This is a genomic window from Pseudobacter sp. (assembly GCF_051955275.1).
GTDB lineage: Bacteria > Bacteroidota > Bacteroidia > Chitinophagales > Chitinophagaceae > Pseudobacter.
Genome location: NZ_JBQCGW010000275.1, coordinates 1 through 4,619, shown reverse-complemented (window position 1 = coordinate 4,619; position 4,619 = coordinate 1). Strand labels below are relative to the sequence as shown.

Genomic DNA, 4,619 nt, shown 5'->3' with positions numbered 1-4,619 from the left:
TGGAAAGGTAATAAGATAAATTTTATTTGCTACACTGCGGGTAAAATAAAAAAGGACCGCAAAGCGATCCTCTTTTATTATTAATTTATCTGATACCTGAAATGTCTTTGCCTTTCAGGTTATAACTAATTGGCACGTATTGCCTGTAGATGGCTTTCTTCTGCTTCAGGTCGTGCACGGTGACAAACTTATCGGAAGAGCTCTTCACATACTCGAACAACAACCTGCCTCTCTTTTCCACTTCGAAGATCTGGAACAATTCCGCATCCGTGCAGAACTTATATTTGAAACGATAGTTGGCAAAGGGATTTTTTTCTTTTTCTTTCTCCTTGCCATTCCAGCCATTAAACTGGATCAGCACACGTTTGGGCACATAGAGTGTATCTTTTGAGAGTAACTGGCCCAGGTTGTCATCTTTGATATTCTGAAACAACCATGGGCGGGTTTTATTGGAAAGATTGGTGGAAGCCTCTCCCAGGTTCGCTTTCAGCAGAACCGGGCTCCAGTTGTAAAACAGCCCTTTAGTGTACAGGTTCTCGATCACATCGTCTTTTTTCCCTTTTCCAGGCATCATCATCGTCTCAAAATTCGGGAACAGTTCGATCCGGCACAATCCTTCCGTTATTAGTTTTCCTTTTTTCGTCACTTCCTTGAAGAGATTCAATGCGAGGTAATAATGGATAGTGGAGTAGGAAAAACCATTGGACCTGGTAACGGTGGTTTTAACCCCTTCAATCACAAAATAGGAATACGCAGGATTGCCACCATACTTGCTGAAGTTACTGAGCTCGTCAAACACAACAGGCGTTAAAGTCCAGCCTTCCTGAATAGCCTGCTCCAGGGTATCGTTAGGCATCCCTTTGTCTTTCTGATAGAAAAAAACAGTTTTTGTTGATTTCAGCTGATCGATGATCTTGTCATTAAAAGTTTCTTTCCCCATCATGTATGGGGCGCGGGATGATTTGTTTGCAGAACAACCAGCCAGTGCAATTACTACTGCCAACAGCAGTATAAATGACTTTGTCATGTAAAATAAGAATTAAGAGTTTGGGGGCTGGCCTGCGCAAAGATACAGATTTACTGAAAACAGGCAGTATTACTGTTGTCCTATAAACTTGCTGAGCATCGATTCCATCACCGCTTTTACCGCCTGCAACAATTGCTCATCCACTATCTTACCATCCCTCACCTTGGATTTCACAAAAGGGATCAGCAACCTGGAACTTTCGGGCAGATCCGATTCAATCACCAGCAAAGTACGGATCAGCGACTGGTGCGCCTGCTCCCCCATGGACGAAGCTGTGATCAGCACCACAGGCTTACCGGAAAACTCCATGGATGACACCACCCAGTCCAGCGCATTCTTTAAACTGCCCGGCACCCCCATCGCATACTCAGGTGTGCAGATAAGGATACCATCCGCTGCGCGAAGCTGTTCACGGAAAGCAGTAACAGCAGGCGGTGGCGTTTCAGTATCGAGATCAGGATTGAAATGAGGCAAATCAGATAAGCCTTCGAAGCGTATAAATTCAGTGCTGGATCGATACAGATCAGCAATGATATCGATCAACACCTCATTGGTGGAGCCCTTGCGGGTGCTGCCACAAATCGCAAGAATATTTACGGGTCTGGTCATGGTGTAAAATTAAAAAGGACCGCATTCGCGGTCCCAATATTATGCATTTCCTGTTTTTATCGCCTGACCAGCTTCACTATTTTTCTTGCTTTGGTGGCACTTTCAAATACCAGCAGGTACGTACCGGACTTTAAAGCACTCACATCTTTTGTAAACCTTTTATTGCCCGGAGTAATGGGCCAGTTGAAAATCACCTGCCCGGCAGCACTCATTACCTTTATCGTTCTGTAATCCGGACTACCAGGCACGATTGTAATAATGCCGGAGGCTGGATTGGGATAAACGGTGCTTTCCGCACCACCTCCTTTGCTGCTTTCTTCCACTAAGCCCGGCATTAAGAGATTGCCGGAAACAATTGAATCGGCAGAACAATTATCGATCATAAAATAATTGAACTTGAAACTACCTGACACCACATGGATACCCGTGTAACTCAGCGCAGGCAATGTTAAAGTATCCGTGATGGTCTGCCAGACTCCTGCCGTTGACGGGATATTCATTATCTTATAGGTAATATTGCTATGCCCGATCCTCACCTGCGCAGCAGCAGTTGATAACACACGCAAACTGATCCTGTAAATACCTGCTGACGGCACATTCAAAGTATTATAGGCAAAATAATGCCCGGTGGCGAGCCCTGTAAAGTTTTGCCCACCGCCTACATCATTACAGGTTTCAAGCACCGGAGTGGTATGCCTGCCGGAAGCGCTCTCGGCTTCATATTTATTGTTCACGGAACAATCAACCAGGTGAACCACTGCCATGCCCGAGATAGTATCTGAAGAAGCTGTAACCAGGTAAGAGCCCGGAGTTGTTCCTGCATTCAATACACCTGCTGCATCGATTGTATTGCCGGTTCCATTCACCGCCCACTGAACCGGCGGAAGATTTACCGGGTTATTGCTGCTGTCATATCCTGCTGCCCGAAAAAGATAATTAGTTCCGGTAGCCAGCAGGATCGTATCCGGAGACACTTTTATGCTCGCCAATGCAGCCGGCGTGGTTGCACAGTTATCGATCACAAACCAATTGAATTTGAAATTACCGGATACACCATGTATGCCTGTATAACTAAGCGCTGGTAAGGTAAGCGTGTCAGCAATCGTTTTCCATTGACCACCGGTGGATGGCAGATCGATGAGCTTATAAGTGATATTGCCATGACCAATCCTGACCTTTGCAGCCGCTATTGTTGATACTCTTAAACGAATAGTATACTTACCAGCCGAAGGCACTTTCAGTGCACTGTACGCAAACCACTTCCCCGTTGTTACATTTTCAAAATGCTGCGCTCCATCTGCATCATCCGTTGTAATAGCCGTCAATCCTGCTGCTTTGGAAGAGGCCGTCTCAGCTTCATACCTGTTATTGACCGTACAGGTATAACCCGTTTGCACAGATAAAGTTCCTGACTTACCTGCGGAGATGGCCGTTATGGTATAAGTGCCGGGCGTAAGACCAGCACTCAGTAAACCACTGTTGCTGATAGAGTTTCCCGCGCCAGTCACAGTCCAGTATACAGAATCCGTCAGTGGCACCTGCGCATCATACTGATCATAGCCTTTAGCCGTGAACTGCTGCGATGCGCCAACAGGCACAACCAGTGTATCCGGTGTGATCCGGATATAAGTCAGTTCGGGAGTACCTAAAACACGCACAACAGCAGTATCGCTTAACAAACCGGAGACTGCTGTTACAATATAAGTACCGGCAGAATCACTCGTGAATAAACCGCCGGCACTCACCTGGCCATGACTGTTGTTAACTGACCATACCGGTGAAGGACTGAGCATGATATAATTATTGTACTGGTCACGCCCGATGGCTTTCAGCTGTAAAGTTTCCCCCACCAGTATTCTTGCGCTATCCGGTTGTATAGCCATGCTTTGCACCTGGTGACCTGCAGCGTCTACGATCTGCAGCCAGTTGAAGTTCCACCCAGACGCAGAGGAAGTGATCCGGATCGTTTTATGTCCGGGCCCGAATACAATCGGAGCAGACACCACTGTTTTCCAGGTCTGCCAGCCACCCGTAATGGGGATCTGAACAGTGGACAACAATGCAGTATCTATTCTTACATCCACCGTAGCGGCGCTGTTGGCGGCCACCCTGAACCGGATGCGGTATGCAGCTGAGTCCGGCACATCGATATCGTATTCAAGCCAGCTCCCGTTGCCGATATAACTCACGTTCAGCACACCGCTGGTATCAGCCGTATTTTCTGTACAACAGATATTGGTATTATCAAATGCCTCCGCTTCTATTCTCGCAGGGATCGGTTTGTAATTCGTGGGCCTCACGTTGATGAACGTTGATCCGGATTTCGTAACGGTATCACTGGTAACCGTTGCCGTTACTACCCCACTGCTTTGAATGGTGGCAACACCGGCGCTGGTAATGGTATTTCCTGTGCCTGTGATACTCCACACCGGCGTAACGCCATTCATTACATGACCATTCTGGTCCAGCACTTTGGCAGTGAAGGGCTGCACTTTCCCCGGTAATACGGATACATCCGCCGGTGTGATCCGGATAGAATCCAATACAGGCGTACCTAAGCCTTTCTGATAAATCCGGACATAATCCACCTGCATACTATCCGGCCAGTCGGCATCCGTGATAGCGCCACCCATGCCTCCGCCGATGGCCACATTCAGGATCACAAAGAATGGCTTATCAAAGGGCCAGTCCTTCCAATCGGTTTTGGGATTCACATACGTATAAAAACCAATTCCATCATGCGTAAACCGTATAGAGTCCGGAGACCATTCAACGCCATACGTATGATAAGCAACATCCACGTCAGGCATGATCTGGTTGCCACCGAGGTTGCCGCCGTTTGTCCAGTTCTTATTTTCCGTATGCAGCGCACACATGGCTTTTCCGAAATTATTCCCCACATGCTCAAGGATATCTATCTCGCCGCTTTTCGGCCAGAACCCATATTCGTTATCTACCGGCATCAGCCAGAAAGCAGGCCAGG

At 47.4% G+C, this 4,619-nt stretch carries 3 protein-coding genes; all 3 read right to left on the bottom strand.

What is annotated here, in order from left to right:
• Nucleotides 1-85: 85 nt before the first annotated feature.
• On the bottom strand, nt 86-1,027 hold the full coding sequence (locus ACTHMC_RS24525; RefSeq protein ID WP_440417295.1) for a hypothetical protein: 942 nt from the start codon (nt 1,025-1,027) through the stop codon (nt 86-88).
• A 69-nt stretch (nt 1,028-1,096) separates the two neighbouring features.
• Complete coding sequence (locus tag ACTHMC_RS24520) at nt 1,097-1,636, bottom strand: NADPH-dependent FMN reductase (RefSeq protein ID WP_440417293.1); 540 nt, start codon at nt 1,634-1,636, stop codon at nt 1,097-1,099.
• Between the two features lie 56 nt (nt 1,637-1,692).
• A partial coding sequence (locus tag ACTHMC_RS24515) for a carbohydrate-binding protein (protein ID WP_440417291.1) occupies nt 1,693-4,619 on the bottom strand: 2,927 nt, incomplete at its 5' end.